This window comes from Streptomyces anthophorae, assembly GCF_049310305.1.
Lineage (GTDB): Bacteria > Actinomycetota > Actinomycetes > Streptomycetales > Streptomycetaceae > Streptomyces.
This window is the reverse complement of the sequence record NZ_JBLWQQ010000001.1, coordinates 5,170,913-5,191,885: the sequence shown is the minus strand read 5'-3', so window position 1 is coordinate 5,191,885 and position 20,973 is coordinate 5,170,913. Positions and strand designations below refer to the sequence as shown.

Sequence of the window (20,973 nt, the reverse complement as noted above, 5' to 3'; positions counted from 1 at the left end):
GATCACCCCCCTACCTGCAGACTCACGGTCGTGCCCTGCGCACGCCCGTACCGGACCAGCACCTTCTGGAACTCGCGGGCCACGGCCACCGGGTCCATCGCGTTGCCGATGTTCACGTTGACGACCATCCCGCCACCGGCGCCGGGCGCGACGGCAGGCCGCCCGATGACGGGCCGGGTCGCGGCGACCCGCCCAGCGACGGCGCCGAGCGCACGGTCCAGGACCGGGGTGCGTTCGGTGAGCCCGGCCGCCAGGCCCTCGGTGGAGTAGCGGCCCACCTGCGCCATGACGCGCGAGGGCGAGCGGATACCGAGCGCCTTGCGGATGGCCTTGTCCATCCCCTTGGCGATCTTCAGCATCTGGTTCTCGATGGCCTTCTGCTGCGAGGCCAGACCCTTCAGGAACCCCTTGCCCGCGTCCTTGCCCGAGTCGTACAGCGCGTCGGCGCCGGAGTTGCCGAGCTTCTCGGCCTGCGCGTTGATGCCGTACTGGGTGGTGTTGATCTCCTTGAACAGCTTGCTGTTCGCGCCCGCGAGCGCGGAGGCGTAGGCGTAGCCCTCCTCCGGGCCCATCGTCAGGATCTCGCGCAACATGGTCTTGTTGAGGCCGCGCTTGGCGAGGGTGTTGATGTAGCTGGTGAAGGTCTTCATCTTCGCCAGCCGGGCCTGCAACTTGCTGTTGATGCCGGACGCGGAGACCTGCTCCTCGCCCTCGAACATGCCGCCCAAGCTGGCCGACTGCTTCGCCCCGACACGGGTCGTCTCGGCGAAGTCCTTGGCCCGCTTGATCGTGGCCGCGATGCTGTCGCGCTTGCTCGCCAGGGTCTGCAGCTTCTTCGTCCACTTGTTGACGAAGGCGACGTAGAAGTTGTCCTTCTTGCCGGTGAACGCGGACCAGATGTCCTTGGCCAAGTCCTTGGACGTGGACGCGATCTTGGACTTGGAGCCGGTCAGACCCTTGATCAGGCCCGAGCCGACGTCCTTTGCCAGCGCCGTCGTGCGCTTCGACGGTGAGGCGATCTGCAGCTCGGACTTCATCGCCGAGATAATGTGGCCGGCCGCAGTGCGCGCGGCGCCACCGATCGATCCCATCGAGCCGAGCAGTCCCGAGGTGAGGCCCTGGCCAGCAGCCAGGCCAATCCCCGAGGGAGAGTCGAGGCGGGCACCGGCGGCCATGGCCTTGGACTCCCCGTGGCTGAACACGGTCTCGCCGCCCGCGAACTTCACTAGCTCGGGGCCCTCCTCGCCGACCACGGCCCAACCCGCCATGGGGCGGCCGCCGTCGGCGAACCCGGCCAGCCTGCTGACGGCATCCATGCCCTGCTGAATACGCCGTTGGACGGTGACCGTGACCGTCTTCGACTGGACCCGGCCGATCTCTGCAACGATGTTGCGAGCCGCGCGGGAGGCCATGTCGGACAGCCTGACCGTCGGCTTACGGTCCTTGATCGACGCGAGCTGCCCCTTGGCCGACCTCACCTTGGCCTGCAAGTCATCGATCTTGGCCTGCAGTGCGGCACGCTTCGACGGCGGCACCGACTTCATCTGCGCCTTGGCCGCGGCGATCTGGGACTGCCAGTTGGAGATGTTCAGCTTCAGCTTGCCTGCGGACAGCTTCGGCCCGACCGAGTTCGCGAACCCCTGCGCCTTGTCCTCGGCGGTCTTCAGCCCCTGCAGGTAGGAGGCGCTGAACTCCTGGAACTTGCGGTCCGCTGTCTTCAGCTTGCCGCCGAGGCCGGGAATCCAGCCGAACGCCGAGGCCGCGCCGTGCAGGATGCCGCCCAATGCGACGACGATCCCGCCCGACATGATGCGGAACGCGCTGATGAGCTGGGGCAGAGCAGTCACGCCGGCCTGCACCAGGGTGAGGATCGCGATGCCGCCCTGGCGGGCGAACTCGAGGATGCTGCCTCTGTTCCGCTCGATGCTCTCCGACAGGCTCTGCAGGGGTCCCTTGGCCTTGTCGACCTGCGAGAAGGACGGCAGCAGGCTGCCGACGATGGCCGAGCCGACATCTCGGGCTACCGGCCCGAGGATGCTCAGGATCTGGTAGCTCGACTTCAGGCCGTACCCGAGATCCTTGAACAGCGGAGTCAAGGCCTTGACGCCCGTGCCCAGGGCGTCCAGGACCGTGGATGCGCTCACGCCCGCGTTCGTGAACGCCTGCCCGAGCAGCGGGCCCAGGGAGCGGGCTACCTCGCCCGAGAAACGGCCGACCGCCGGAAGTACCCGGTTGATCATGGAGAACAGGCCGTCGAGAAACTGCGCGCTGCCCTTGATCCCGGCCTTCAGCCCGTCGAACATCCCGGGCAGACCGCGGCCGAGTAGGTCCCGGATCCCGGTCGACAGTGCGGTCAAAGTCGGCTTGGACGCCGCACCGAACGACAGGAAGGACCGCCCGAGTTGACCGACCCCCGCCCCCAGATCGACGACGAACTTCTTGCCGAGGTCCAGGTTGGTCTGCAGGTCGCGCTGGAACCCGGACTCCCGGAACACCGACCCGGCTCGCCGGGCGAGGCTGCCGAACGTGCCGCCCAGGTCGGTCATGTTCCGGCCGAGCAGCTTGACCAGCGGAGACGCTGCCTTCACCGCAGAGGTGAAGCCCGGCAGCATCGCCTTCTGGACGTCTCGGCCAATCCCAGAGAATTCCTTCTTCACCCCGACCAGGGCCTTGGTGAAGGTGCGCGCCTCAGGGCTCAGCTTCTTCAGCGCCTTGTTGTACTCCTCGGTGCCCTTGCCCGAGGCCTCCATCGCCTCACCGACACCGGAGAACCCCAACTTCATGGTGCCCGCGGCGAGCCCCGCGCCGGCCATCATCGGCACGACCGCGCCGAGCGCCGGCAGCAGCGACAGGCCCGCCGCCGCAGCCACCGCACCCATGACCCCGCCGAGGCCGCCACCGCTCGAACCGAGCGAGGCGGCGGCCTCGCCGCCCGAGCTCGCGACGTCGTCGAGCCGGTTGGACAGCGAGGGCAGGCCGTCGCCCATGGATCGCGCGGCGTCCCCGGCGGACAGGAACCCGCCGTTGAGGTCCCGCAGGTGACCGTTCGCGTCCCGGGTGAAGCGCTGTACCGATGCGCTGTTCTGGCGCATGGTGCCGTCCAGGCGCTGGTGCAGCCGGGCCGCGCTGTTGCCCGCACCATTGAGGGTGCGGCTCAACTCATCGCGCCCGCTCAGGACGAAGTTCAGGTGGTTCGTGGCCACGCCGCCCCCTCTTTGGTCAGGGCGGGCGCGGCCCGCTATTCGGTTGTTGCGGCCGCCTTCAGGCGGGCCTCGTGCTGATCGATCCACGCGCACAGGTAGTCGAAGTCGTCGATGGTCAGCTCGTCGACGTCACGCGCGGTGTAGTGCAGGTACAGGCCGAACAGCGGCAGGTAGTTCAGGCGGCGGTCGGCGAACCATCCGCCGTCGTCTCCGGCTCCGGGGCGAGGGCCAGGTCTTTTGGGGCGGCTGCTTCCTTGATGGCCAGCTCGCAGGCCTCGCGGTCGTGGGCGGCGTCCCGCAGTTCCTCCCATGCCTCGGCCAGGCTCTCGGGGTCGTCCTTGAGCCTGGCGAACAACTGGGCCGCGATGTCCTCGACCTCGCGCGCGTCGAGGCGCACCCGCACCTCGTCGTCGTAAGGGTCGAAGTCGGCGAGCCGCAGCGTCGGCTCGGCGCGTTTCTTCAGCGCCCACGCCACCGTGCGCACGGACGTGACGTCCCCGGCCCGCAGGCCTTGCCGGACATCGGCCCACTTCATGTCGGCGGTGCGCTCGATGATCTGCACCTCGGACGCGCGTAGCCGCCGTGCGTCGAGTTCCTCGGGCTCGCCGTTCTCCGGCGTGTAGATGATGATCACTGCTGCTCCAGGTTCAGCTCAGGCGGCGGCGCACGTCGTCGAGGACGCGGGCCACCTCACGCTCGATACGGGGGGTGTGGGAACGCACGGTGTTGTCCCACCAGTAGGGCTGCACGTACTGGCTGGCCCACTTGCTGCGGTTGCCGAACACGGGGTGTCGGATACGGCCGGGGGGCGGGCCCTCGTTGAGGACCTTCGGCATGTTCCGCATGTCGGCGGGCAGCCGCGCCTTGTCGATCCAGACCTTCGCGCCCGCGCCACCTGCGGTGGTGCGCACGCTGATACGGATGGCCCCGGCGATCGTGGCGCGCAGCGGCCGCGTCGTCGGCGACGGCCCGCCGTGCGGAACGACGCCGTGACGGTTGCGCTTGCGGCCGTCGGACCGGATCTCGAGGCCGCGGATCGTCGACTGCAGGTCGGCCTTGAGCGGCTCGGCCGCGCGCCGGATGCGGCGCTGCATGCTGCTGCGGATGTTCTCGTTACCGGCAGCCCGCAGCCTGCGCTGCAGTTCCAGCAGGCTGCCGGTGTTGAGGAGACGGACCTCGCGCATCGCTCACCTACAGGGTGATGTCGGTGCTGATGTACTCGATGCTCGGTTGGTTCGTGCCGTCGTACAGGCCCGTGAAGCTGATCGTGGGCTTGACGACCTCGAACCCCTCGATGGTCGGAGGCGCCTCGTCGACCTTGATGGCGGGCAGCTTGATCCGGAACGTCTCGAAGAACGTGGCCGCGATGTTCGGGCCGACGAATTCCCACACGAGGCTGGTCGCGGCGTCCGAGGTGTGCAGGTCGTCGAGGAGAGTGGCCACGTAGTCCATCTCGACCGAACCGGTGATCTTCACCTGGTCGTTCGAGATCGGTTCCTTCTTCAGCCCGGCCTGCCCCGCATAGAACCGGTCGACAGCTTGCGGCCGCTCGAACTTGACGGACACCTTGCGGATGCCGTCGAGCGCCGTCTCGGACGCGTACACACCGGACTTGAGCGCCATCTGCCCGAAGTGGAACGGGGCCTGCGGCGCATACGAGGCGACGACCAGGGTCTGGCTCTCATCGCAGTCCTTGCAGTCGAACTCGAAGCTCGCGGTGAGCATGCCGCCCTGCTCGCACGAGAACTCGGCCGAGGTGACCTTGCAGCCCAGGAACGTCTTGTCCGAGACCGCACCGGTCGTGAGCGGCACGCCCTTCTGGATCACCAGCGACTTGCCCGCGGTGTCGGCCAACGGGTGCGTCTGCAGGTACGCCGGGCCGGCGCCTTGCTGCACCGGCGTCACGGTCGTGCCCATGAGGGCTTGGAGCAGCAGCCCCATCCCCTTGTTGGTCACCTCCAAGTCCACGCTGCCGTTGGCCTCGCGCTGGGTGACCACACGCCGCGACGACAGCGGCAGCAGACGCCCCGCCGCGATCCCGGCGCTTTGCGCGGTCGTCTTCTTGAGCACCAAGGATTCCTTGGTGAACTCCAGATGCTTGGCCGGCGCCGCGTAGGTGCCGTACGTCGTCTCTGCGCCGATGCTGAGTTGGGCGCCGAGCCCGGATCCGATCGCCATGGATCAGCCCTCTTCCTTCTGCAGCGACTTCGCCGCGGTCTTCTTGGGCTTCGCGCCCGGCTCCTCGATCGACTCCCACGTCTGCGTCTGACAGACGTAGGCCTCGAACCGCTCGTCGGGCACTTCGACAATCGCGTCGGGCTCGACCGCGCGGCCGCCCAGCTCGGGGACGGTCACCAGCTCGGGCCCGATCAGACGCACACGCGCCATGGGGAACTCCTCGGGTGGGGTGGGTGGTTCAGATACGGGCCCGGCAGGTGACCGTGAATGCGAGGCCTGCCAGGGCGCCGTCGCTGGTCTGGTCCTGCGTGAGGCTGCCGGCGGTCAGGTGCGCCCACAGCACGACACCGCCCAGGGTCGGCGCCTCGGGTGCGGCGTCGGTCGCACGCAGCGCGTCCTCGACCTCGGCGAGCAGCTCGAACACGGCCGCACGCCGCAGCGCCATGTCCTTGTCGCCCGCGCGCACTTCGGCATAGCCGGTGATGGTGAAGTTCTCGTCACGGGTGCGAGCCCCCGCCGAGTTGAAGCTCTGCTCGATGGCGGCCGCCTGGTCGGCGCCCGGCGCCCACCCGACGTACAGGCGCCGCCTGCTCGTGTAGTTCACGGCGGGTGGCCCGTCGATGACCTCGGCATCCGCCAGCGCGGGCGCCGCACGCAGGATCGCGAGCAGCGCGTCGACCGCCGCGCCCACACGGGAGGTAGCCATCACGCCACCCCCGGCGGCAGCTTGTACGCCTCGATCAGCTGCAGCACCCGGTTGGGCACCGCGTACCCGAAGCCGGGGATGGGCTCGTTGACGCTGAAGTCGTCCATGCCGCCCTGCCCGCGCGCGCTGCCGTACTGCGTGCGCCACAGGTGCTGCAGCAGGATCGCGGCCGCCAGCTTGATCGTGGGCGGCACGGTGCCGTTCTCCGCGATCCGGCCGGCCGTGTAGACGACCCGCCAACGGGCCCCGCTGAACGAGCCGTTCAGGTAGCGCACGATGCCCGTGGCCGGGTCGAGGTCGAGGCCGGCCACGTCGAGCGCGGTCCCGCTGCCGAGCGGGGTGACCGACGTGAGGGCGGTGACGGGAACGGAGGACAGGCACATGGTGCAGCCGCGGCCCTCGACCGTCTCGGTCACCTGCCGGAACATGACGGGCCCGATGTGCCGCTCGATGACGTCGGTCAATGCATCGACGTACACCTGCAGTTCGAGGTCGTCGCCGGTCGTCTCGATGTCGAGCTGCCGCTTGGCCTCGTCGAGGGTGAGCAGCGCCATGGCCTGCCCCCTACTTGGACTGCGGCTTGCGGCGGGACGGCGTCGACGTCTCGGCCTTGGGGGCGGTGGCCTCCTCGACCTGCGGCGCCTCGGACTCGTCCGCCTCGTCGGGCATCTCGGCGAGGCCAGCGCGGACCATGTCGTCGGCCTCGGCCTCGGGCAGGTCGACCAGCTCGCCGCGCGGAGGCCAGTCCTGCCCATTGCGCGTGCCGGACATGGTGACCTTCATGCGCACCTGCATGGGTGCTCCCTTCACGGGTGGGGGCGCGGGGCGGCGGTGCGCCGCCCCGCGCGGGGGATCAGGCGGCGTTGCCGGTGAACGTCTTGACGGCGCCGGTCTGGTCGACGAGCAGACCGTCCGCGCGGATGATCGCGCGGTAGGTGACCAGGTCGGAGTTGAACGCGTAGTCGTCGGAACGCTCGAACCGCACCCCGCCGGCCATGCGCACGAAGTACTGCGAGAAGTCGCCGAACAGCACGGACTTGGCGCCGAGCCCCACAGCGGCCACGTTCGGGTCCGTGTATACGGGCTTGCCGAGCAGCGTGTCCGGGGCGCCGACCTGAATGGAGGGCTGCCACAGGTACTGCTGCTGCGTGTCCTTCAGCTTGCGGACCGCACCGAGCGCCGCGTCCCGCATCAGCCAGCCACACGACGTGCTGTTGCGGTATGGGGAAATGACCGAGTGGTACAGGTCGATCAGGTTGTCCGCAGTGAATCCGCCCGTCACCCCCGTGCCACCGGTGACACCGGCCGACGCAGAGGTGACGATGCCGGTCGGCTTCGACGTGCCGTCGCCCGTGATGGCATGCACGCCGAACGCGTTGCCGAGCGCGCGCCCGGCCTGCATGGCGAGGTAGCCCTCGAGGTCGACGCCCGTGTCGGCGAGCAGCTCGGCGGATGCCTGCAGCAGGACGCCGTACTTGTAGGCGCCCAGCGTGCGCTTGCCGAACGCCGGGTCGGACTCGGACAGCGGCTGACCCTCGGGCGTGATCGCGGCGGTGGAGTGCGCGGTCGTGACCGGGATCTCGATGCTCTCACCGGACGTCGTGTTGAGCACGGTCGGGCCGGCCATCATGATGCCGGACACCTCGATCAGGTGGGCCATGAGCTGCCCGTAGAACGTGGTGGGCACGGTGTTGCCGCCCGCTGTCGCCGTGCCCTTGACGAGGTCACGGAACGCGACGCCCTGCGGCGCTGCGATCTCGATGGCGCGCTGCTCGCCGCGCGCCCACTGGCGCAGCTCGGAATCCTTCTTCCCGGCCTGCTCCTGGCGCTCGTCGGCGGGCTTGTCGAGCAGCTTCGCGAACGCCGCCTCGGCGTCCTGGTTGCGCTGCTCGGCCTCGGCGAGCTGCTTGGCGCGCCCGTCGATGCGGTCGATGTCGGCGTTGAGCGCCTGGTAGGTCGTCTCCTCCTCGGCCGACAGATCCCGCTTCTCCTCCTCGGCGGTGTCGAGCAGCGCCTTGGCCTGCTCCCAGACGTTGTTGCGGCGCTCCTGCAGCGCCTTGATGAGACTGGACACGTAGCCCTCCTGGGCATGACGACGACACCGCTAGCCGCAGGCCAGGGGTGTCAGGGATGGATGGTGAGGTGGGGTTCGCCCTGCCTCAGAAGGTGCGGCGCTTGATCAGCTCGGCGCGCCGCTGCCGTACCGCGAGCAGCGGGTGGGGTTCGCCCTGCCCGCCCTGCGGAGTCGTGGTGTCCTCGCCGCGCTCGGCGGGCTTCAGGTCGATGACCGTCGTGTCCTTGGGCTCGGCGAGGAACCGTTCCAGATGCCCGCCCTCGGCGGCCGCCCGGACCTCGGCCATGTCGGCGCCGGCCCGCTCGGCGAGCGAGCGCAGCCCCGTCGACGTGTCGAGGTAGGCCGGGGTGTTGACCGGGGCGACGTCGACGAGCTGCCCGGACAGCAGCGTCCGCACCGGGAACCCCTGCTCGGTCATGCCCCAGTCGTCCTCGAACGTGTAGAACGCGAAGCTGGAGCGCTGCACGTCGCCGCGCTGCACCAGCTCGTACACGTCGCCGCGAGCCGCGGGCACGTCCACGCTGTAGTCCAGCCCGGTGCCGTCCGTGGCCAGCCGCAGCGTGCCCGCCCCGGCAGTGCCCAGCAGCATGTTGTCGTCGTGGTTGTAGCGGGCCATCGCCTCGGGCCAGCCGTCGCCCTCGGACTTGGCGAAGAACCCGGGATCGATCCGCTCGACGAACCCGCCGAGGTTGCGCGACAGCGTGTTGAACTTCGCCGCGTACCCGCCGATCGTGCGACTGTCGCCGGCCGCCCGCACCTCGACGAGGCCGCGGGTGAACCTGCGTTCCTGCTCGTTCATGGTTCCTCCGTGACCGGTGGGGTGTAGCTACCGGTGAGCTGTGCGCCGGCCTGGTTGAGGATGTGCCGGGCCTCGTCGGGGCTGAGCATCACGCCCACACCGGCGCCCAGCTTCTGGATCATCTCGACGACGTTGCGGGCGTTGGCCTGGTCCGGGTCGAGGCTGACGGACAGTGCGGTCGACAGCGGCAGATAGGTCTGGCCGAGCCCGTTGGGCAGCGGCGGCTCGTCCTCGAGGGCGCGCACCTCGTCGCGGTTGCGCCAGCCCTGGTCGAGCGCCATGCCGTAGGCCTGCATGCGCGACAGGAGATCGGTGCGCAGCATCGCGTCCGGGTTGAACTTCACCTCATGGCCGGGCGGCAGCAGCTGTGACAGCGCGTCCTCGAGGCGGGCCAGCCACGGGCGCAGCGTCCACGTCAGCAGGTCGATGTTGTTCTGCTCGACCGTGGCGTAGGTGAGGCTGCTGCCGGTCTCGCCGCCTACCTTCTCGGGTGGCACGCCGTAGATCGCGGCCACCTGGTTCGCCGATGCCTTGATGGTCTCCAGGAACTGCGACTCGTCGGCGGGCACGGAGATGGGCCGGTACTTCGTGCCGAGCCCCAGCACCGCCACGTCGCGCTCGGCCGCGGCCTCCTTGAACCGGGCCTTGAGGATCACCGACGCTTCGCGCGACACCTCGCGGTCGGTCTCCAGCACGGCGGCCGGCGTCGACCCGTTGGCGAACCAGTCACGGCCGAACTGCTGGGCCAGCAGCCCGGTGTCGGTCGTCGACGCGAAGTACGCCACCGGCGACAGGCCGAGGATCTGACCGGGCAGCGTGTACGCGGCCACGTGGAACAGTTCGCCCGGATCGAGCTTGCGGCCCTTGTAGTACCAGACGGGGACCGTGGCGAAGTTGTCGAACAGGGTCACGTCGTCGGGGTGCAGCCACTCGATCTGTGTCGGGTAGCCGGCGCCGTCGCTCGCGACGACCAGGCCGTAGGCGTTGCCGCGCAGCGCGAGCGAGGACATGCAGCGGTGCAGCCAGTCGTAGCGCGTGCCGGACGCGGCAGGGTGCACGAGCAGGGTGGGCACCGGGACGGGCAGACGCGCGTCTCCCGCGCTGCGGTACACCTTCAAGGGCAGGGACGCGACCGCGTCCGACAGCAGCCGTGTGGCGGCGTACACGGGCGCCAGCCGCAGCGCCCGTTCCTGCGATGTGCCGCGCAGCCCGCTCGCCGGACCACCCGAGCCCCACACGTCCTGATACGACAGCGCCCGCTTCTCCTTGCGGCGGAAGGGCCACCACCTCATAACAGCCCCTCTCACCACACTGAGTTGAGTACGTCGCCGGAGTCTTCGACCTGGGCGCCGAGCCCCCACTTGGCCAGCGTCACCGCGACCAGCGGGGAGATGTCCACGGACGGCACGCGCCGCGCCCACGCCCATGCGTCGCCGAGCGGCCGCTTCTGTGCGCCCGCGAGCGCGGTGGCCAGCGGGGCGTTGTCGATGTGCGAGAGCGCCTGCTCGGTGACCGCGTCGTAGAACTGGCCGCATGCCGCGGCGACCTGCCGGGCCTTGGGCTGCACCACCTCGATGCCGATCCGTTCCTGCAAGTCTTCGATCAGGGACGCGGCCGGGCCCGCCCCGTCGACGACCCAGCACTTCGGCTTGTGCGCCTTGTGCAGCTTCTCCGCCCGGTCCACGATCCACGCCGTGCCGGGCTGGTGGTCGATGACCTCGACGTGCGTGCCGCCCCGCCAGTGGCCGGCCACGGCGATCGCCGCGTGCGACCGCTCCGGGGTCATGTCGATGGCGAACACGAGCGGGTCGGACGGCTCGGACTCGGCGGCCGCCAGCGCCCGCCACGCGTCCTCGCCGATGACCTGCCAGGTATCCGCAGCATCGGACGGGTAGCGGCCCACGCCGAGCCGCTCCTGCGCGTACAGGGCATCGCCCATCGTGAGCCGCTCGTTGGCCGACTTCTCCAACGTGAGCCGGTACCCGATCGCCGGGTTGGCGATCAGGATGGACTCGCGTGCGTCGACGTCGTCGTGCTCCGTACAGTCGCGCGGGCACTCGTCGCGGTGCTCGTTGATCGACCACTCGAAGTAGGCGAGCGCCGGATCGGGCACGCCGGTCTCGGCAGCGCCGAGCGCGCGGCGCCGCAGACGGGCCAGCTGCACGGACGGCGTCCCGATCCCAGCCGAACCCAGGTACCAGGTCGAGGGGTTGTGGACCGCGGCGAGGGTCGGCGCCAGCGCCCCCATGGCGTCATCGCCGAGGATCATGTCCTCGTCGAGGATGATGCAGTCGGCGGTGAACCCGCGGCCGGAGCCTCCCGAGCGGGCGATGAACCGCAGCAGCTGCCCCGTGTGCAGCTCGATACCTTCCTCGCCGACCGTCTGCCAATACCGCTTCACGCGTTTGTGCAGGTCAGGGCATGAACGGATGAGGCGCTCGATCCGCTTGAACGCGTTCTTCGCCGTCTTGAACTCGTGCGCGCTGTGCAGGATCAGGTTCTCGCCGCCGATGAACAGGCCCCACAGCTCGCGGGCCTCGATGATCCCGCCCTTCCCGTTCTGCCTCGGCACGTTCACCGCGACCTCGGGCGACGACCAGTTGCCGTCGGCGCGCTCGCCCATGCCCTGATCGAGGACGAACTGCTGCCACGGGTCGAGCTTCAGGCCCGCCCGCGCGGCGAGGTCGACGGCTTCCTGCCCCGCCGAGGACAACGCCGTGCCGGGCACGGTGAAGATGCGCGGCCGCTGGTGGCCGTATGCCGGGCCGTCAGTCGCCACTGGCAGCTTGCTCTCGGGCCGCAGCACGGCGCTTCTGTCGCTGAGCAGTGATGTCATCGACGCTGTCTCCCTCCGTGGCGACGGGTGCGAGCTTGCGGAGGGTGTCCATCACGGCGCGTAGCTCTCGGGCAGCGTTCGCCCGAGGCGTCGCACCATCCGTTGAGTCCATCGATTCGGCGAGCGCGATGGCGACTTGGGCCATGCCGGGCGCTGTTTCGCGAACGCTGAGCTGATCGATCTCGTCGGTGATCTCGTCGGTGACCGCGCCCATGATCACCCCCGGTCGTGACGGAGCGTCACATCACGCTCGGTGACTGCCCGCTAAATCGCTGGCGCCGAGGCCAGCGGATCAGCGAGTGATCCGGGCCGCGCAAAAAACAGGGCGAGAAGGGCGTTTGGGTCGCCCGCCCCGGGCCTCAAAGAATGGCGGGGGCCCGGCCCCGCCTCATGATCACCAAGGCCGCGAGGCTTGGGGCATCGCGTTCGGCGACTGCCTGCGGCGGGCGTTGTACCACCTGCTCGCGACCCGTGCCATGCCCGGCTGCCGCATGGCGTCGATGCGTCGCATGACGATCTCGCGGCCCGGGTCCACGGTGATGATCCGGGCATCGAGTCGCTCATACTTCTTGATCGTCTTTGTGCTGGGTTGGGTGTGGATCACGTACACGTCTGTCTTGTCGAGGTGTTGGTACGCCTCGTTGAGGGCGGCGAACCGTGCACGGTGCACCACCCGCATCAGCACATCGGTGTGAGCGTGGTGATCGGCGCCGGGCCCGGCCATGGCCAGCGCCATCAGGTCCAGGTCGATGACGATGTCCGTGGCCTTGGCGTGCGCCTGAATCCATGACGACTTACCTGCTGCCGGCGGACCGGTCACGACGTACAGCACGTCACCCTCCAGCGCTGCGGGTCAGGACAGGGGGAGCGGCGGAGTGTGGCGGGGCACTGCGGTCAGCCCGGCCTCGGCGAGGGTCAGGGCCAGCACGTCGGCCATCGGTACGTCTACGGACTCGGGGGTGAGGGCCGGTGCGTCGGCCTTGCCGTACCAGACCTCATGCATGTCCGCGCCGTTGACCGTCTCGACGCGGATGGGGTTGTGGCTCGTCTCGATGTCGATGACGGTCACGTCCTGCTCAATCAGCGGGACGAGGTACTTGCGGACGAGGGCGGCCCACGGGATGTCGAACGTGGTGTAGTCGATGCCCTGCGCCTCGCACCAGTCGAGCCAGGGTTCGGGGTCGTCGCCGTCGTTGAAGCCCCACTTCGACAGCAGGTCGGAGCTGAACAGGGTCAGGTGCGGCTCGGACACACTCACCACCTCCGAGAAGACCGTACCGGCTGTCGCAGCGTCATCCGGTTCCCACGGGCCGAGTTGCATCTGCGGTGCGCTGAGCGGGCGTTGGCGGGGTCGAGCAGGTCGCCGCCCCGGGAGAGCGGTTCGAAGTGGTCGAGGGTGAAGGCGAGCGGGTGCCGGCGTCCGTCCACCTCGGTGGGGATGTTGTGGCCGCAGATCCAGCACGGTAGGCCGAGGGCTTTCTGTGCGGCGACGAGTCGGCGGTAGGGGCGCCCGTTGCGCGGGTTGCCGGCCACGGGCGCCACCTCCTTACGCCTTGGGCACGGCCCACTCGATGGGGCTCTCGCCGTCGATCGCGTAGTCGATGGTGGCCGGCCTGGTCTTGGCGTGGACGGGGAAAGCGACCTTGCCGCGTGCGCACTTCTCGGCGCCGAGGACCTTGTCCATGGGGAACTCGGGCTTCGGCATGTCGCCGCCGGACAGGCCGGTCGACTCCATGCTCGTGCTGTCGGCGTAACTCAGTGACCACGGGGTCTGGCTGACGCTGATGTCGTCGCTGCCCGTGTTGCAGACGCGGATGTCGGCGGTGGCCCACGAGTCGCCGCCCAGCTCGTCGCCGGGCGCCTGCGGGCCCTTCTCGGTGTGCGTGTACGCGAGGACCTCAATGGAGGCCTTGGCGCCCTCTGCGCCCTCGACAGGCACCTTGTCGCCGATGGCGAGCGGTCCGTCCTTCTTGGGCGCGGCCTGCTCCTCGGGCTCCTGGGTCACGGTCTTGGTGACGGTGACGGCGGGCTCGGGTGCGTCGCTGGTGCTGCAGGCGGTGATGGTGGCGAGCAGTAGGCCGGCGGCGAGCAGGCCGGTGGTGGTGCGGTTGTGCATGGTCCCCCCTGGGATGTGCTGTGTTGAAGCGCATCATCCGGTATGTGGGGAGGAAGTGGAGACCGCGTGATGCAGCCGTGACACGACGAAGCCCCCGCCGGGGGGACCGTGCGGGGGCTTCGTCGTGCGTCTGTGTCGGCTGTGCCTGGGCACGCCGGATGTGCCTTGAGTGTTACAGCAGGTCAGTTGGCTGGTCAAGCGGCGTTGGTGGTGGTGTCGGGCTGCAGCTCGGCGAGGTCGACGAGGGCGCGTCCGTCGCGGTCGTGGCCGTGTCGGGTGAGGGTGCCTCGGTGGAGGCGGACGCGGAGGGTGCCGGGCTTGATGCCGGTGGCGGTGGCGGCGGCGTAGATGTCGACGAGCACGGGCTGCTGCATGTGGCCATGATGCCCGCGGCGATCAGTTCTGGTGCGGGCATCCTTCGACCCACCAGCCGCACTTACCGCAGTAGGTGGGGGCGGCACGGAGGATCTTCAACAGGGTATGGATCATCGCTGGTTCGCTTCCTCGGGTTCTGTCTCGGCGGGCGGGTGGTAGATGCACATAACCCCGATCGGATCCTGAGCCCCTCTCGCGATGGCGCGCGCGTGATCTGCGGCGATGTCGTTTCGGGGGGCACCCCCTCTCGGTGGGGGAGTGGCGGACCAATCGGACATCTGCCATGCGGTGACGACCCATACGAGCGGTACGGCGTAGATCAAGTACGGGGCGCGGGTGATGAGTTGTCCCCAGAACGCTGCGGCGCCGAGTGTGATCGCGGTGCGCAGCAGGATGCGGCCGAGCCACGGCGCGTCCGTGCGCAGTGTGTGACGGTCCGGGGTGTGGGGCTCGGCGGACAGCCAGTGGCCGAACGCCTCGAGGGTGAGGATGGTGCCGAGGCACAGGCGCCGGAAGGCGGCGGTGAGTTGGTCCTTCATCCCAGGCCTCCGACCCAGTCGCCGAGGGTGGAGACGACGGGGGCGAGCACGTACCCGGCGAGGCCGGCGACGCTGGAGGCGAGGCCGAGGCTGATGCCGGCGAGGGCGCCGCGTACGAAGTCCCAGCGAAAGCCGCGGACGGAGCCGACGCCGAGTAGTACGACGGTGGCGATGATGACGACGGCGTGCCCGCCGGGAGTGAGCGCCAGCTGTGAGCCGCGGGTGACGGTCGGGGAAGTGCCGCCGACGCCGTAGACGAGGACGATCTCGCCGACCTTGTTGGTGCCCCACAGGGACCAGTCGGCGGTGGCGCCGATGAGGCCGCCGGCCGAGAGGATGAGCAGGGTGCCGTAGGCGAGGCAGAGCAGGAACGGGCCGAGGCGCTTGAGAGCCTTGTAGCTCAGGCGCTTCTTGTTGGAGGCCCACCAGCGGGAGACGTCCCAGCCGATGAGGGACAGGCCCACGGTGATGCCGCCGAGTGAGACGACGGCGTAGGTGGGGATGTTGAGCGGGGTCATGGGTCCTCTACCGGAGGATGGCCGCGGCGAGCGCGGCGAGTGTGGTGATGAGGGCGACGGTCCCGGTGATGCGGGGGACGTCGTCGAGCGCGACGGCGCAGGGGCCGATGAACGCGACCAGGACGGCGACGAGGAAGAACGCCGTGGGCACTGGGGTCTACTCGATGACCGGGAGGCCGGCGAAGTAGGCGTCCCACGACCACGGGGCCGGGGCGGGCTCGTAGCCGGGCGGGAGGCCGCCGGGCGGGAGCGTGGGCAGCGGCTGCTCGTCGGCGTCGGGGCCGACGCCTGCTCGGCGGAGCAGGTAGCGCACGCGGCGCTCGTCGGGCGCGGGCTGCGTCATGACGCGACCTCGGCAGCACGCGGCTTGGCGTCCTCGGTGAACCAGTTGCGTCCTCGGTCGTCCTTGCTGTGGACGTCGAGGCGTCCCGCGTGGACCCAGCTCCGCACGGTGGACGGGTCGACGCCGAACCGGTCGGCGACCTCTGCGGTGGTGAGCAGGACGGGCGGGGGTGGCGGTCGGTGGCCAGCGTCCTGGTCGTCCTCGTCGCCGTCCTGGCCGTCCTGCAGCCGCAGGTCGGCCGTGCAGATGACGAGCGGGGCCGCAGGGGCAACCGGGACGCTCGGGACGTCCGGGGCTTCGGTGGTGTCCTCGGCGTCCTGGTGCGTGCCGGGCGGGGTGGCTGCGAGGTGCAGCAGGTGCCCGACGACCGCCGGGGGCACGAGCGACGTGACGGCCACGAGCCACGCCTGAGACGCTGCGAGGTGCCCGGTGCCGATGAGGTGGGACACGACCTGTGCGGCCATGGCGAGGCCGAGGGCGAGGCAGGCGCCGAGGATCGCGGACCAGCGGCCTCGGTCGCCGCTGCGGCGGGTGGAGGCGACGGCGGCCGCGATGCCGGCATAGGCGGAGAGGACGACCGGCATGCCGTAGGCGAACTGCTCGGACCAGCCTGCTGCGCGGGCGAGGTGGTACTCGCCGGGGGCGCACATGAGGAGTGCGACGGCGAGGACGACGGGGCGGCCGCCGGCGGTGAGTCCGCGTACCCAGAGGGGCGGGATGGGCCGGTCGGGGCTGAGATGGGTGGGCCGGAAGATCCGGCCCAGCGCGCCGCGGGCGCGGTGGGGCATGGCAGGATTCGCCATAGCCGTCTCCTTGCTTGATCAAGGGTGGCGGTCAGGCCCTCGTTCGGTGTTACCAGCACCGGCGGGGGCCGTTCTGTTTTTGGTTGTACGGGTCAGCTTGGCACAAGATCAGCCGGTTAGCCATGCTTTGTTACGAATCCCGCGCCTCAACTCGCGAGCGTCCCGAGGGAGTTGGCGGCGTCCTGCTGGGCGCGGGCGAGGGCGAGCGCGCGGGATGGCGGCCACGTCGAGCCGCACCACCGGCAGGTGACCGTGCCCTCGCCGGGACGCCGGGTCAGGACGGCGCCGCACCGGGTGTCCTCGGCGTCCACGACGGTGGGGCACAGGCCCATCCGGATGGGACGCTCGGCCGGGTCGGTGGGCTCGACGATCGAGCGGACGCCGCGTTCGAGGTCGCGGATCTCCTCGGCCATGGCGCCGGCCATCGGCCAACAGCCCGAGATCCATTCCAGGTTGATCGAGAGGGCGCGGGCGGCGACGAGGACGCGGCGCTCGGTGTCGCCCGCGATGACGGGCGCTCCCCATTCGCGGTCGGCCTGCATTGCGCTGCGCCAGTCCTCGAGGATGCCGACGATGCCGCCGGGGCCACGGAGGCTGAACGGGGCCTCGGCGACGGGCAGGGGCGCCTCGGTGCGGCCGCCGTTCCGTACGCCCTCGGCGGGTCCGGTGACGGCGGGCTGTAGGAATCCGGCGAGCGCGGTGTACCAGCGGGGTGCGTCGTCGAGGCGGTGGGCGGTGGCGAGGGTGCAGCCGGGGCACAGGTAGCCGTGCTCGAGGTCGGTCTCGCACAGGCCGCAGGTGGCGCTCATGGTGCTCTACTCCTTGGGTGTGGCCAGGCGGTAACGGACGCTCTCAGCGACCGGGTGCACGGCTGTGGGCTCCTTCGCCAGGCGCTGCGCCCTGGCATCGAGCTGGTCGCAGTAGGCGCGCACGCGCTCGATGGCGGCCGCGGCCTTGGCGCGTTCGGCCTCGGACCTGTTCGAGGTCTGCTCTGCCACGCGGAGCAGCTCCTCGAGCTGCGCGGCGTGCTCCTCGGCGCGCTGTCGGGCCTGATGCGGGGTGAGCGCCCCGGGGGCAACGCGCTGCAGGACGAACGCGAACCGCTCGGGCGACTCGGCGACCTTGACCTCCATCTCGATGGGGGTCTCGGTGTAGTTGGGAGCGTCGCCGAGCATGGCGCGGGCGGCGCCGACCCAGTGGGCGACCAGCTCGCGGGCGGGCTCGATCTCCATGGCCATGCCGTTGCGGAAGTCCAGGGCCTTGAGGCCGGTCTCGGCGAGCTGCTTCTCGATCCAGCGCTCTCGGGCTTCCTCGTCGCGGCCGCCGAGCTCGGCGAGCAGCTCGTCGCGCTCGGCGTACAGCGCGTCGAGGGCGGCGTCGTTGATGCTGTTGGCGGTGTGGCGCTGCTCGGTCATGCGGCCCACCTCGCGCGGTCACATCCGTCTTCGTGCGCGGTGCCGGTGGATGTCCACCAGACCTCGCAGCAGGCGTCATTGAGGGCGAGGGCGGCCTCGTCCTGCTCGGCGGTGGCACCGACCACGACGATGCGGATGCGGGCGGTGCTGTGGCCCACGATCCAGCCGAACGCGAGGGTGAGGAGGACGTAGACGAGGTCGGTCATCGGCCGGCCTTTCGGTGGATGGCGGTGGCGAGGGCGATGAGCAGCGCGGCTGCGGTGCCGGCCGAAGCGCCGACGGTGAGGACGGCGCGGCCGATGAGGGTGGTGCCGAGGGCGGCGAGGTCGTGGACGATCACGGCTGCTGCTCCTCGTCGGCCTCGCTCATGGCGGTGAGCAGCGTCTTGACGGTGACCGTGTGGTAGCCGGGTCGGCCCGAGCACAGGCGCTCAACGGCGTGGAGCCGACGGGCGAAACGGCGCGCGGTGGCCTCCGCGTCTTCAGTACCGTCGGCCTGCTGCGCCTCGTCGGCCATGCGGCGGTAGTGGTTGCGCAGTTCCAGTTCCGTGGCGCAGTCCTGGCAGCCGGAGTTCCAACGGGCGGCGATGTCGGCGGCCTCGCGCAGTACGGCGGCCCGGTCGGCGGGCGCGGGGAGGACGGTCAGGACGGCCTCGGCCTCCTTCTGGAAGTCGTGCCACGCGGGGCTCTGCGCCCGGAAGCCGGGCGTCCATTTCCAACCAACGTGGTTGGCGAGCGCCTCGGCGATGCGGTCGCGGAGGCCGGTGTCGGCGGGCTGCTCGGCGGACTGGGTGGCCTGCTGGCTCAGCGTCTGCACGTACCGGGCGAGGATCGTCTCCTCGTCGTCGTCGCCGTCCCACGCGTCGGGGTCGGTCATGGTCGCGAGGATGGCGTCACGGAAGTGCCGGTAGGCGGTGGCGTCAGGGTCCTCGGCGGCCGGGTCGGCGGGCGCGGTGACAGGCGGCGCGGCGACGGAGGCGACAACGAGCGCCTGCTGCAGCTCGTACTGCGCGGTGATGGCTTCGGTGCCTGGGTCGCGGCTGTCGCGGATCAGGTCGGTGAGTGACGCGAGCGCACGGCGGGAGGCTTCGAGCAGTGTGGTCATGTCGTCTCCGGGGTGGTTGTGGTGGACTGGCCGGACCGGCCGCCCCGCATTGCCCGCGGGGCGGCCGTGCTGTTGCTCACTGGCTGGACTCGTCCTCGGCCCACGCCTTGACCGCCACGCGGATCGGGTCGGCCTCGTGCCAATAGGGAGCGTGTCCATCCGGCAACGGGTCGCCCGCGAGGAGTGCGCTGACCACGGCCACGACCGATGCGGGTTGGGCATAGCGGCCGAGCATGGGCAGGAACTCCGGTTCGCGCTCCAGGTGGCCGTCGCGGTGGCGTGGTGCCCACTGCCACTGCTCGGCCGGGTGCTCCCACATGAGGGCGATGCCGTGCTCGTGCGCGTCGGCGGTGTCCCAGTCGAGGTAGGCGGACAGCATCGTGGTGCAGCCGGCGTCGGGGCCGTTGTCGTACGGGTCGGTCTCGGCGTCCGACGTCCAGTAGTCGTCGGGGCCGAGGTTGGCGGCGGTGAGCGCGTCGACGACGGAGTTGATGTACGGGTCGTGGGGCAGCGTGCGATTGGTCATGTGCTTCTCCTTGGTGGTGGTCAGAGGGACCAGAGGGCGGGTTGGTCGGTGAGGGGAAGTTCGGCCTGGCCCTCGATGGCGGGGCCGGGCACGGGCGGCGGGGGCGTTGCGGCCGGTCGGCGCTCGGCGGCACCGTGCAGGCGCCGGTAGCACTTGGGGCCGAGGCCGCGGGCCCGGGAGATCGGGTCGGTGAGGCGGCGGCCGCAGATGCAGCGGCGCTTGGACGGGGGTGGGTCGCCCGGCAGCGGCACGTCGGCGACGGGGCGGCCGTCGTGCGTGGGCTCGTCGACCGGGGCCGAGGTCCAGGCCGGCATCAGGCGGCCTCGTCCTCGATGAGGCGGAGGTGTCGGCGCTCGTCGGCGCGGCGGTTGTCGCCCCACACCCATCCGTCGATGGCGGCGAGCAGGTCGGCGCAGTGCTGCGCTTGCTCGGTGGCGCTCCAGGTGGGGCCGGGCCGCACGCGAGCGTCTGCGGGGCGTGGGGGGCGCGCGTGCCCGAAGGTGCCGGTGGGGACCTCCTCGGCTGCGAGGCGATCGTGTGGAGTCATGACGCGTTCCTCTCGGAGGTGGCCTGGTAGTCGGCGCAGCCCTGGCAGAGTCCGGTCCGGCCGTAAGGCAGGGGCATGTCGCAGTCGGGTTCCTCGCAGCGGGTGAGCACTTCGCGGGCCTGCACCGCTGCGAGCGCGGCGTCCGCCGGTTCGCCCGCCTGCCTCTCACCCGTCGATGACTCGTCTTTCTGCTCGGCCCCGCCCGCGCGCGTCTGTGGCTGAGTTGGGAAACCCATCGGAGTGTGGTCGGGGAGGGGGTCCCTACCGGAGGTAGGTAGGTACTGGTAGACCCCCGCTGCGGACGCTGTCCGGAACGCGTCCGTGGACGTTGTCCGGGGGCGTCCGTGGACGCTGTCCGGATCCTGGCCAGGGGTTTCGGAACCCCCGCTGCGGACGCTGTCCGGATGACGTCCGTGGACGCTGTCCGTGCTGTTGTCCCCAGGGTTTTCCACAGCGTCCTCGGACGCTGTCCGCGCAGCGTCGGCCAGCTTCGCGGCCTTGGCTTTCGCGTGGGCCTTCCGCTGCCGGGTGTCCGTCATGTGGTGGATGTGCTCGCCCCAGTCGATGCGCCCGACCGGCATGGCCAGCTGGTACATCGACGAGGCGTTCGGCCGGCGCTTCCGCTCCAGCATGTCCACGCCCATGAGGACCTTCACGGCCCGGGTGACGGTCTCCTGCGAGCATCCGGCGAGCGTGGCCAGGGTGGCGCGGGAGGGGAACGCGTTGGACCCGTCGGCGTCGGCGTACGTGGCGATCCACACGCCGACTGTGGCGACGCGCGCCACCTCGGGCACAGTCCGGCCCACGCGCAGAACCTCGGCCCGCAGGGCGTTGGTCCAGGCGTTGCGCACGGACTGCACGCGCTCCTCAGTGCTCAACTCGACGCTTCTC

32 protein-coding genes are annotated in these 20,973 nt (G+C 70.3%); all 32 read right to left on the bottom strand.

Annotated elements, in window-relative coordinates; genetic code table 11:
* Positions 1 to 2: 2 nt before the first annotated feature.
* Positions 3 to 3,203: a hypothetical protein gene (locus tag ACNYS0_RS23725; RefSeq protein WP_422476498.1), complete on the bottom strand. Its 3,201-nt coding sequence runs from the start codon at positions 3,201 to 3,203 to the stop codon at positions 3 to 5.
* Positions 3,204 to 3,378: 175 nt separating this feature from the next.
* On the bottom strand, positions 3,379 to 3,837 hold the full coding sequence (locus ACNYS0_RS23720; protein WP_422476497.1) for a hypothetical protein: 459 nt from the start codon (positions 3,835 to 3,837) through the stop codon (positions 3,379 to 3,381).
* A gap of 13 nt (positions 3,838 to 3,850) precedes the next feature.
* Positions 3,851 to 4,387 (bottom strand): hypothetical protein, encoded by a 537-nt coding sequence (locus tag ACNYS0_RS23715; protein ID WP_422476496.1) that lies wholly within the window; start codon positions 4,385 to 4,387, stop codon positions 3,851 to 3,853.
* A gap of 7 nt (positions 4,388 to 4,394) precedes the next feature.
* Positions 4,395 to 5,381: a phage tail tube protein gene (locus tag ACNYS0_RS23710; RefSeq protein WP_422476495.1), complete on the bottom strand. Its 987-nt coding sequence runs from the start codon at positions 5,379 to 5,381 to the stop codon at positions 4,395 to 4,397.
* A gap of 3 nt (positions 5,382 to 5,384) precedes the next feature.
* On the bottom strand, positions 5,385 to 5,591 hold the full coding sequence (locus ACNYS0_RS23705) for a hypothetical protein (RefSeq protein WP_422476494.1): 207 nt from the start codon (positions 5,589 to 5,591) through the stop codon (positions 5,385 to 5,387).
* A gap of 28 nt (positions 5,592 to 5,619) precedes the next feature.
* Complete coding sequence (locus ACNYS0_RS23700) at positions 5,620 to 6,087, bottom strand: hypothetical protein (protein ID WP_422476493.1); 468 nt, start codon at positions 6,085 to 6,087, stop codon at positions 5,620 to 5,622.
* Entirely contained in the window at positions 6,087 to 6,641 is a 555-nt protein-coding gene (locus ACNYS0_RS23695; protein WP_422476492.1) for a head-tail connector protein, read from the bottom strand. Before ACNYS0_RS23695 ends, ACNYS0_RS23700 begins: the two co-directional genes overlap by 1 nt.
* 10 nt (positions 6,642 to 6,651) lie before the next feature.
* Complete coding sequence (locus tag ACNYS0_RS23690) at positions 6,652 to 6,882, bottom strand: hypothetical protein (RefSeq protein WP_422476491.1); 231 nt, start codon at positions 6,880 to 6,882, stop codon at positions 6,652 to 6,654.
* A 58-nt stretch (positions 6,883 to 6,940) separates the two neighbouring features.
* Entirely contained in the window at positions 6,941 to 8,161 is a 1,221-nt protein-coding gene (locus tag ACNYS0_RS23685) for a phage major capsid protein (protein ID WP_422476490.1), read from the bottom strand.
* A gap of 85 nt (positions 8,162 to 8,246) precedes the next feature.
* On the bottom strand, positions 8,247 to 8,960 hold the full coding sequence (locus ACNYS0_RS23680) for an HK97 family phage prohead protease (protein WP_422476489.1): 714 nt from the start codon (positions 8,958 to 8,960) through the stop codon (positions 8,247 to 8,249).
* Positions 8,957 to 10,252 (bottom strand): phage portal protein, encoded by a 1,296-nt coding sequence (locus tag ACNYS0_RS23675; RefSeq protein WP_422476488.1) that lies wholly within the window; start codon positions 10,250 to 10,252, stop codon positions 8,957 to 8,959. Before ACNYS0_RS23675 ends, ACNYS0_RS23680 begins: the two co-directional genes overlap by 4 nt.
* Positions 10,253 to 10,263: 11 nt before the next feature.
* Positions 10,264 to 11,796 (bottom strand): terminase, encoded by a 1,533-nt coding sequence (locus ACNYS0_RS23670; protein ID WP_422476487.1) that lies wholly within the window; start codon positions 11,794 to 11,796, stop codon positions 10,264 to 10,266.
* On the bottom strand, positions 11,729 to 12,010 hold the full coding sequence (locus tag ACNYS0_RS23665) for a hypothetical protein (RefSeq protein WP_422476486.1): 282 nt from the start codon (positions 12,008 to 12,010) through the stop codon (positions 11,729 to 11,731). The genes ACNYS0_RS23670 and ACNYS0_RS23665 overlap by 68 nt, the downstream gene beginning before the upstream one ends.
* 180 nt (positions 12,011 to 12,190) lie before the next feature.
* Positions 12,191 to 12,628 carry a hypothetical protein gene (locus ACNYS0_RS23660; protein ID WP_422476485.1) on the bottom strand — a complete coding sequence of 146 codons (438 nt, stop codon included), beginning with the start codon at positions 12,626 to 12,628 and terminating at the stop codon, positions 12,191 to 12,193.
* A 21-nt stretch (positions 12,629 to 12,649) separates the two neighbouring features.
* Positions 12,650 to 13,048, bottom strand: a complete 399-nt coding sequence (locus ACNYS0_RS23655; RefSeq protein WP_422476484.1) for a hypothetical protein — start codon at positions 13,046 to 13,048, stop codon at positions 12,650 to 12,652.
* A 2-nt stretch (positions 13,049 to 13,050) separates the two neighbouring features.
* Complete coding sequence (locus tag ACNYS0_RS23650) at positions 13,051 to 13,329, bottom strand: HNH endonuclease (protein ID WP_422476483.1); 279 nt, start codon at positions 13,327 to 13,329, stop codon at positions 13,051 to 13,053.
* Positions 13,330 to 13,342: 13 nt separating this feature from the next.
* Positions 13,343 to 13,912: a DUF4352 domain-containing protein gene (locus ACNYS0_RS23645; protein ID WP_422476482.1), complete on the bottom strand. Its 570-nt coding sequence runs from the start codon at positions 13,910 to 13,912 to the stop codon at positions 13,343 to 13,345.
* A gap of 194 nt (positions 13,913 to 14,106) precedes the next feature.
* A complete protein-coding gene (locus ACNYS0_RS23640; RefSeq protein WP_422476481.1) occupies positions 14,107 to 14,286 on the bottom strand; it encodes a hypothetical protein in 180 nt (59 codons plus the stop codon).
* 111 nt (positions 14,287 to 14,397) lie between these two features.
* On the bottom strand, positions 14,398 to 14,826 hold the full coding sequence (locus ACNYS0_RS23635) for a hypothetical protein (RefSeq protein WP_422476480.1): 429 nt from the start codon (positions 14,824 to 14,826) through the stop codon (positions 14,398 to 14,400).
* Positions 14,823 to 15,344: a hypothetical protein gene (locus ACNYS0_RS23630; RefSeq protein ID WP_422476479.1), complete on the bottom strand. Its 522-nt coding sequence runs from the start codon at positions 15,342 to 15,344 to the stop codon at positions 14,823 to 14,825. The genes ACNYS0_RS23635 and ACNYS0_RS23630 overlap by 4 nt, the downstream gene beginning before the upstream one ends.
* A gap of 7 nt (positions 15,345 to 15,351) precedes the next feature.
* Complete coding sequence (locus ACNYS0_RS23625) at positions 15,352 to 15,495, bottom strand: hypothetical protein (protein ID WP_422476478.1); 144 nt, start codon at positions 15,493 to 15,495, stop codon at positions 15,352 to 15,354.
* A 6-nt stretch (positions 15,496 to 15,501) separates the two neighbouring features.
* A complete protein-coding gene (locus tag ACNYS0_RS23620; protein WP_422476477.1) occupies positions 15,502 to 15,687 on the bottom strand; it encodes a hypothetical protein in 186 nt (61 codons plus the stop codon).
* Positions 15,684 to 16,490 carry a helix-turn-helix domain-containing protein gene (locus ACNYS0_RS23615; RefSeq protein ID WP_422476476.1) on the bottom strand — a complete coding sequence of 269 codons (807 nt, stop codon included), beginning with the start codon at positions 16,488 to 16,490 and terminating at the stop codon, positions 15,684 to 15,686. The genes ACNYS0_RS23620 and ACNYS0_RS23615 overlap by 4 nt, the downstream gene beginning before the upstream one ends.
* 146 nt (positions 16,491 to 16,636) lie before the next feature.
* A complete protein-coding gene (locus ACNYS0_RS23610) occupies positions 16,637 to 17,299 on the bottom strand; it encodes a hypothetical protein (RefSeq protein WP_422476475.1) in 663 nt (220 codons plus the stop codon).
* Positions 17,300 to 17,305: 6 nt separating this feature from the next.
* Complete coding sequence (locus tag ACNYS0_RS23605) at positions 17,306 to 17,905, bottom strand: hypothetical protein (protein ID WP_422476474.1); 600 nt, start codon at positions 17,903 to 17,905, stop codon at positions 17,306 to 17,308.
* Complete coding sequence (locus ACNYS0_RS23600; RefSeq protein ID WP_422476473.1) at positions 17,902 to 18,111, bottom strand: hypothetical protein; 210 nt, start codon at positions 18,109 to 18,111, stop codon at positions 17,902 to 17,904. Before ACNYS0_RS23600 ends, ACNYS0_RS23605 begins: the two co-directional genes overlap by 4 nt.
* Positions 18,108 to 18,245, bottom strand: coding sequence for a hypothetical protein (locus ACNYS0_RS23595; RefSeq protein ID WP_422476472.1), 138 nt, complete (start codon positions 18,243 to 18,245; stop codon positions 18,108 to 18,110). The genes ACNYS0_RS23600 and ACNYS0_RS23595 overlap by 4 nt, the downstream gene beginning before the upstream one ends.
* Positions 18,242 to 19,009, bottom strand: coding sequence for a hypothetical protein (locus ACNYS0_RS23590; RefSeq protein ID WP_422476471.1), 768 nt, complete (start codon positions 19,007 to 19,009; stop codon positions 18,242 to 18,244). Before ACNYS0_RS23590 ends, ACNYS0_RS23595 begins: the two co-directional genes overlap by 4 nt.
* A 76-nt stretch (positions 19,010 to 19,085) precedes the next feature.
* Positions 19,086 to 19,535, bottom strand: coding sequence for a hypothetical protein (locus tag ACNYS0_RS23585; RefSeq protein ID WP_422476470.1), 450 nt, complete (start codon positions 19,533 to 19,535; stop codon positions 19,086 to 19,088).
* Between the two features lie 20 nt (positions 19,536 to 19,555).
* Positions 19,556 to 19,849 (bottom strand): DUF6011 domain-containing protein, encoded by a 294-nt coding sequence (locus ACNYS0_RS23580; RefSeq protein WP_422476469.1) that lies wholly within the window; start codon positions 19,847 to 19,849, stop codon positions 19,556 to 19,558.
* A complete protein-coding gene (locus ACNYS0_RS23575; protein WP_422476468.1) occupies positions 19,849 to 20,082 on the bottom strand; it encodes a hypothetical protein in 234 nt (77 codons plus the stop codon). Before ACNYS0_RS23575 ends, ACNYS0_RS23580 begins: the two co-directional genes overlap by 1 nt.
* Positions 20,079 to 20,960, bottom strand: coding sequence for a helix-turn-helix domain-containing protein (locus tag ACNYS0_RS23570; RefSeq protein ID WP_422476467.1), 882 nt, complete (start codon positions 20,958 to 20,960; stop codon positions 20,079 to 20,081). Before ACNYS0_RS23570 ends, ACNYS0_RS23575 begins: the two co-directional genes overlap by 4 nt.
* Between the last annotated feature and the right edge of the window lie 13 nt (positions 20,961 to 20,973).

Excerpts from the sequence above, each read along its gene's own strand:
- ACNYS0_RS23590 (WP_422476471.1), bottom strand. The coding sequence starts at position 19,009 with ATGACCACACTGCTCGAAGCCTCCCGCCGTGCGCTCGCGTCACTCACC.
- ACNYS0_RS23630 (WP_422476479.1), bottom strand. The coding sequence starts at position 15,344 with ATGACCCCGCTCAACATCCCCACCTACGCCGTCGTCTCACTCGGCGGC.
- ACNYS0_RS23580 (WP_422476469.1), bottom strand. The coding sequence starts at position 19,849 with ATGCCGGCCTGGACCTCGGCCCCGGTCGACGAGCCCACGCACGACGGC.
- ACNYS0_RS23615 (WP_422476476.1), bottom strand. The coding sequence starts at position 16,490 with ATGGCGAATCCTGCCATGCCCCACCGCGCCCGCGGCGCGCTGGGCCGG.
- ACNYS0_RS23620 (WP_422476477.1), bottom strand. The coding sequence starts at position 15,687 with ATGACGCAGCCCGCGCCCGACGAGCGCCGCGTGCGCTACCTGCTCCGC.
- ACNYS0_RS23610 (WP_422476475.1), bottom strand. The coding sequence starts at position 17,299 with ATGAGCGCCACCTGCGGCCTGTGCGAGACCGACCTCGAGCACGGCTAC.
- ACNYS0_RS23575 (WP_422476468.1), bottom strand. The coding sequence starts at position 20,082 with ATGACTCCACACGATCGCCTCGCAGCCGAGGAGGTCCCCACCGGCACC.
- ACNYS0_RS23690 (WP_422476491.1), bottom strand. The coding sequence starts at position 6,882 with ATGCAGGTGCGCATGAAGGTCACCATGTCCGGCACGCGCAATGGGCAG.
- ACNYS0_RS23710 (WP_422476495.1), bottom strand. The coding sequence starts at position 5,381 with ATGGCGATCGGATCCGGGCTCGGCGCCCAACTCAGCATCGGCGCAGAG.
- ACNYS0_RS23675 (WP_422476488.1), bottom strand. The coding sequence starts at position 10,252 with ATGAGGTGGTGGCCCTTCCGCCGCAAGGAGAAGCGGGCGCTGTCGTAT.
- ACNYS0_RS23635 (WP_422476480.1), bottom strand. The coding sequence starts at position 14,826 with ATGAAGGACCAACTCACCGCCGCCTTCCGGCGCCTGTGCCTCGGCACC.
- ACNYS0_RS23605 (WP_422476474.1), bottom strand. The coding sequence starts at position 17,905 with ATGACCGAGCAGCGCCACACCGCCAACAGCATCAACGACGCCGCCCTC.
- ACNYS0_RS23670 (WP_422476487.1), bottom strand. The coding sequence starts at position 11,796 with ATGACATCACTGCTCAGCGACAGAAGCGCCGTGCTGCGGCCCGAGAGC.
- ACNYS0_RS23645 (WP_422476482.1), bottom strand. The coding sequence starts at position 13,912 with ATGCACAACCGCACCACCACCGGCCTGCTCGCCGCCGGCCTACTGCTC.
- ACNYS0_RS23680 (WP_422476489.1), bottom strand. The coding sequence starts at position 8,960 with ATGAACGAGCAGGAACGCAGGTTCACCCGCGGCCTCGTCGAGGTGCGG.
- ACNYS0_RS23600 (WP_422476473.1), bottom strand. The coding sequence starts at position 18,111 with ATGACCGACCTCGTCTACGTCCTCCTCACCCTCGCGTTCGGCTGGATC.
- ACNYS0_RS23640 (WP_422476481.1), bottom strand. The coding sequence starts at position 14,286 with ATGCAGCAGCCCGTGCTCGTCGACATCTACGCCGCCGCCACCGCCACC.
- ACNYS0_RS23700 (WP_422476493.1), bottom strand. The coding sequence starts at position 6,087 with ATGGCTACCTCCCGTGTGGGCGCGGCGGTCGACGCGCTGCTCGCGATC.
- ACNYS0_RS23665 (WP_422476486.1), bottom strand. The coding sequence starts at position 12,010 with ATGGGCGCGGTCACCGACGAGATCACCGACGAGATCGATCAGCTCAGC.
- ACNYS0_RS23585 (WP_422476470.1), bottom strand. The coding sequence starts at position 19,535 with ATGACCAATCGCACGCTGCCCCACGACCCGTACATCAACTCCGTCGTC.
- ACNYS0_RS23715 (WP_422476496.1), bottom strand. The coding sequence starts at position 4,387 with ATGCGCGAGGTCCGTCTCCTCAACACCGGCAGCCTGCTGGAACTGCAG.
- ACNYS0_RS23705 (WP_422476494.1), bottom strand. The coding sequence starts at position 5,591 with ATGGCGCGTGTGCGTCTGATCGGGCCCGAGCTGGTGACCGTCCCCGAG.
- ACNYS0_RS23695 (WP_422476492.1), bottom strand. The coding sequence starts at position 6,641 with ATGGCGCTGCTCACCCTCGACGAGGCCAAGCGGCAGCTCGACATCGAG.